This window comes from Shewanella sp. A22, assembly GCF_053850585.1.
On record NZ_JBSQBN010000186.1, the window covers coordinates 1 to 5516 of the forward strand.

General features: G+C 40.7%; 3 protein-coding genes. 1 reads left to right on the plus strand and 2 read right to left on the minus strand.

Features of this window, described 5'->3' with window-relative positions:
- Positions 1-163: 163 nt before the first annotated feature.
- Positions 164-3259: an efflux RND transporter permease subunit gene (locus ACWXWT_RS19695; RefSeq protein ID WP_456043270.1), complete on the minus strand. Its 3096-nt coding sequence runs from the start codon at positions 3257-3259 to the stop codon at positions 164-166.
- Between the two features lie 2 nt (positions 3260-3261).
- On the minus strand, positions 3262-4365 hold the full coding sequence (locus ACWXWT_RS19700; protein ID WP_456043271.1) for an efflux RND transporter periplasmic adaptor subunit: 1104 nt from the start codon (positions 4363-4365) through the stop codon (positions 3262-3264).
- Between the two features lie 142 nt (positions 4366-4507).
- On the opposite strand from ACWXWT_RS19700, the gene ACWXWT_RS19705 reads away from it, so the two are divergent.
- On the plus strand, positions 4508-5392 hold the full coding sequence (locus ACWXWT_RS19705) for a LysR family transcriptional regulator (protein ID WP_456043272.1): 885 nt from the start codon (positions 4508-4510) through the stop codon (positions 5390-5392).
- Positions 5393-5516: the final 124 nt, after the last annotated feature.

Genomic DNA, 5516 nt, shown 5'->3' on the forward strand with positions numbered 1-5516 from the left:
GACGCCATTCTGGCGGGTTTCAAAGTCCTTTATGCTTCGTTAGATGCTTTCAAAATAGAATCACTATTCGCTTCAATCATCTGCCTTGCCTACAGCACTTTGAACTCCCGCTGAAAGATCACATATTGAATAGGATTGGTATAACAACCTATTCAATAATGCTTTACTGACATTGAGTGACGGGTATTCGATAGATCAAACAATAAGCTACCGGTAATACGATTAAGGTTAATATCGTCGCAAAACCTAATCCGAAGATGATGGTTACAGCCATCGCCATAAAGAATGGATCTGCCAGTAGAGGGAGCATGCCAAGCATCGTGGTTAATGCCGCCATACAAACAGGTCTTACACGACTGACTGATGAGTCGTAGACTGCCTTGTAAGGTGATTTGCCTTCACTGAGTTCAAGGTTTATTTGATCGACCAAGACAATCCCATTTTTCACTATCATACCGCTTAAGCTAAGCATTCCTAAGATTGCCATAAACCCAAACGGGGCATCTAAAACAAGCAAACCAAACGTAATCCCAATTAATGCGAGTGGTACATTTAACCAAATAACCAACGGTTGCCTGATTGAGTTAAACAACGCCACAGTGATTAAGAACATCGCAAGAAACCCTAATGGCAGTGCGGCCCCTAAACTTTTTTGAGCATCAAGTGAGGTTTCATATTCTCCGCCCCATTCTAGTTCGTAACCATCAGGTAATGGGATTGCTTCAACTTTAGCTTTTACCTTTGCGAGTACTGAGTCTGCAGTTTCAGTACTGAGCAACAGCGGATCTGCTAGTACAGAGATAACCCGTTTACGATCACGACGCATGATCAATGGATTTTCCCATTCACTGTTAAATGATGACACTATTTGGGCAACTGGCACAAAGGTATTGTTTTCTGCACTCCAAACTTGCAGCTGCGCAATGCTTTCCGCATCCAAACGTTCCTCTTTTGGCGCTCGAGCAATGATAGGCATAAGATCAGATTGTTCACGATAGGTGCCCACTGTCAGTCCGCTAAAATTCATTAATAGTGCAGAATCCAAGCTTTGCTTGCTGATCCCGGCTTCTCTGGCTTGCGCTAGATTAAATTGCGGACGCAGCAATAACGTTTGATTACGCCAATTGTTGCGAATATTTTCAGCTGCGGGTTCGGCATGAAAAACTGCCGCGGTTTGTGTGGCTAATCGACGTAACACAATAGGATCTTCACCGTAAAAACGCGCTTCAATTTTAGCGGCTGGTGTGGGCCCATTTTCAATCAGTTTAACTTTATACTCAGCTTCAGGATAAGTACTGCGTAAATGTGTGGTGATCTTTGGCAGGTAAGCATTCATCTCTGCAAGGCTATTCATCTCAATAATCATTTGCCCGTAAGAGCTATAACCTTTCTCTGGTTGATAGGGCAATATAAAGCGCTGTGCACCTTGTCCAATGACGGTTGTAATATTTTTTACCCCAAGTTTTTGTTGCGCCTCTTGGGTAACAATATCTTTTTCTATACGGCTAATGAACTGTTCTGTAAAGCGTATATCACTGCCTTCATCGAGCCATATATCCACCATAAAGATTGGCGTGCTTGAGGGAGCAAAAAATACTTTTTTAACTAGGCCTAGCCCCATTACTGCCATTACTAACATACATAATATCAGTATCATGGTGCTTTTTTTAAATCTCATCACGAGGTTTAAGAGGGTGCGATAGGCGTTGAATATTGCACCTTGGTAGGTGTGATCGTCTTGATGTTCGCTGTCGCGATCTTTATCTTTGCTATCACCATCTTTAAACAGTAGATAACAAAAGAAAGGCGTAATGGTCATTGCCGTAAACCAACTAATCGATAATGAAATCAATAACACCTTAAACAATGAACCACAGAATTCACCCGTATCATCAGGTGAAAGACCAATCGGAGCAAACGCAAGCACACTAATAACGGTTGCACCTAATAATGGCCATTGCGTTTGCTTGACGATAGTTTTTGCCGCAAACAGGCGGCTATGGCCGCGTTTAATACCAATAATGACACCTTCGGTAACCACAATGGCATTATCAACTAACATACCTAAGGCAATGATAAGTGCACCAAGAGAGATATTTTGCAGTTGAATTCCCATTATATTCATGACAATAAAAGTGCCTAATATGGTGATAAGTAATACTGCACCCATCAAGGTTCCTGCTTTTGCTCCCATGAAAATCAATAATACAACGATAACAATAATCACTGACTCAGCAAGGTTAAGTAAGAAGCCACTGACGGTTTCTTCAACAACAGCACCTTGGTTATAAACGGTGTTGACTTCCATGCCTAACGGACGAGTAGTGAGTAGATGATCCATCTCAACCGTGATTGCTTTTGAGATCTCAACCACATTAACCCCTGAGTTGAAGGATACTCCAATAGACAGTGCGCGCTTGCCTTGGTCGTGATAAATCTCTGTTGGTTCATCTGAGGTGGTTTTGTAGATGGTTGCGAGGTCACCGAGATACACCAATGCTTTACTATTGGGTGCATTGATAACCAGATTTTCCATCTCACTGACGTCATTAAACTCGCCAGTTGGGGTAATTCGCACGCGTTTTGAGCCAATTAACATTTTGCCGGCATTAGACACAACGTTTTGATTTTGCAGTTGTTGAAATATATAGCTTGGGTCTAATCCTAGTGCAGTCAATTTGGCTTGGCTAATTTCAATGACAACTTGTTGCTCGGGAGCACCGGTAACGGAGACTCTTTTTACCCCTTTGATCAATACGAGTTCGCGACGAATTAAATCTGCAAACTTTTCTAATTCGCGGTAGCTATACCCCTCACCATGAAGGTTCATCAAGTACCCAAACACATCAGAAAAGTCGTCAACAATAATGGGGGGTTGTACACCAGAGGGAAGTTGACCGTAGCTGTCTGATACTTTATTGCGTAATTCGTCCCATACCTGCGGCAGAAGATTTTTTTTACCAAATCGGCTGTCAACCTCTACCTCAATTTGTGACAAACCAGCACTGTTTATCGATTTAACAATCTTAACCTGTTGCATCTGTTGGATGGCATCTTCGAGCGGTAAACTTACCTCTTCTTCAACCTGTTCAGGAGACGCACCAGGATAAGCCGTAATGACGAGTGCTTGTTTAATGGTAAATTCAGGCGCTTCAAGTTGTCCTAAGCCTAAAAAAGAGATGATTCCACCGAGGGTCATCAGGATCACGACCATCCATGTGATGACTTTGTTTTTAATACTAAATGCAGCAACATTCATTTTTAAACGCCTCGTTCCCAATGTAATGGGGATACTTTTGTATCTGAATCAATGGCATTTGCACCAACAGCAACAACTTGATCACCGTGTGTGAGCCCACTTAATATTTCAGTACCTTTCGTACGAATTTTTCCTAGTTCAACAATGGCTTTTTTGAGTGTTTTGGTTTGATCTTGGTAAACCCATACATAGTCATGTTGTGCTTGTTCGTCGTGCACAATCGCGGTGAGAGGTAATATGGTAATAGGCAAGTTATTTGCGTTGCCATTGATTGAAACCTCTGCGCTCATGCCTGGCAATATTGATAAGTCAGCTGGTGGCGTGAACGACAGAATAATTTGGTAGGTTTGGCTACCATTGTTAATGACGGTATTCATCTCTTTATAGGTTGCGTAAAAATAGTCTGGGCAACCATTAAATTTTACTGTGTATTTTTCTTGGTTCGCTTTTAAATTCAAGCTCTTGAGGTTAAATAGGTAAGACTCAGGAACATTAAAGGTGATATCAAATTGCTTATTGTCTTGTAACGTCAATACCACTTGTGAAGCTTGCAGCATTTGATAGTTTTCAATGTCGACCTTGGCAACCATGCCGGAAAATGGCGCACTTAATGTGGTATAGCTAAGTTGATCTTTTGCAGACTGAAATGTCGCTAAGGTTGACTGCAGGTTTGCTTTGGCGGTATCAAATTCAGATTTGGATATTTGGTGCTTGGCCAGTAGCTTTTCTTTACGGGTAAAGTCTACGGTTGCTAATTGATGGTTTGCCTGAGCATTTAATAATGAGTTTTTGGCATCACGATTGTCCAACTGTGCTAACAGCTGACCTTTTTTAACCTGTTGTCCAGCAAGCAGATCTAAGTGAGTGAGTTGTCCATTAACGCGAAAGGCTAAATCCACCTGTTTATTGGCCGCTACTTTCGCTGGGAAGGTTTTATTCAATTGTGCCACTGAATTGCCCACCCGCATCAGTTTTACTGGCCGAGTATATTCTGGTGCTTTTATTACTTCTTTAGCCTCTTCCGCTTGAGTCATAGGTGCAATGAAAAGAATCGATGTGAGTGCTAGAGCAAGATAGCTGAGTTTGATGGGGGAGTAATTATCCATTCTTGTTCTCATTTTTAAAAATAAAAGCTAATTATACGGTAGTTTTAGTTTTATAATTCATGACAAATCAGTACTTTAGGTTCTGAAATTTAGAACCTAAAATAGCGTGATGAGCTGTTGTTTATTATTATGAGATCTGAACATGAAAACTGAAGATATTAAGATGTTTCATCATATCGTTGAGAGTGGCAGTTTAATCAGAGCGTCAGAGTTATTGGATTTGCCCAAATCAAATTTGAGTCGTCGTTTAAAAGCCCTCGAACAAGAATTAGGCATTGATCTGTTCCATCGGCAGCATAAAACAATTGTGGTGACAGATAATGGGCGTCACTTTTATAAAACCAGTAAAACGTTTGTCGATCAATTTGAATCTGAAATACAAAGCCTTAGTCACGATAACCTTGAGCTATCAGGACATATCCGTATACAAATTTTAACCTTACCCGACAGTCAAAATTTAGCGAATATCTTTACCGATTTTATGCGCTTACATCCAAAAGTGACCATTGAGATTATTAGTAGTTCGACCGAGTTTAATTTGGTTGAAAATAATGTAGATATTGGATTTCGCATCGGTTATCAATTGGAGAGTGTGGATCTTATTGCCCGTAAACTGGTTTCGGTTGATCTCAACCTTTTTGCATCACCAGAATATTTAAAACAGCATGGTACTCCCCAAACAGCCCAAGACTTAGAAAACCATGAGTTTATATTGTTTCGAAAATTTAATGGAAAAATGGACAATAAAATTCGTATTGGTGAGCAGGAGGTCAATATATCGGGACGTTTAACCGTGAACGATATGCGGTTGATGAAAGAGTCTTGTTTGGACCATCAAGGTATTATTTTTATTGCAGCACATGCAATGAAGGAAGAGGTAAAAAAAGGGGCAGTGATTAAATTATTGGATGATGAAGTAACACATCAGGGCCATGGTTGGTTACTTTACCCACGCCGTAAAACGCTGTCACCACAAAGCCAAGCGCTGATTAATTATATTCTCGAACGGTTTGAAGGATATGCTTAATACCAATCCCATTAAATATCTGGTCAGTTCAGAGTCTCTCAGGTTTTTCAATTCAAGGCACATTGATGTAGAAATGGTTGTTGCCTTTTAAATCGATGTAACACAGAAGTGGCATACCTGAGAG

What these genes read in the sequence shown, in the direction of transcription:
- ACWXWT_RS19705 (WP_456043272.1), top strand. Translation starts at nt 4,508, where the DNA reads ATGAAAACTGAAGATATTAAGATGTTTCATCATATCGTTGAGAGTGGC.
- ACWXWT_RS19695 (WP_456043270.1), bottom strand. Translation starts at nt 3,259, where the DNA reads ATGAATGTTGCTGCATTTAGTATTAAAAACAAAGTCATCACATGGATG.
- ACWXWT_RS19700 (WP_456043271.1), bottom strand. Translation starts at nt 4,365, where the DNA reads ATGGATAATTACTCCCCCATCAAACTCAGCTATCTTGCTCTAGCACTC.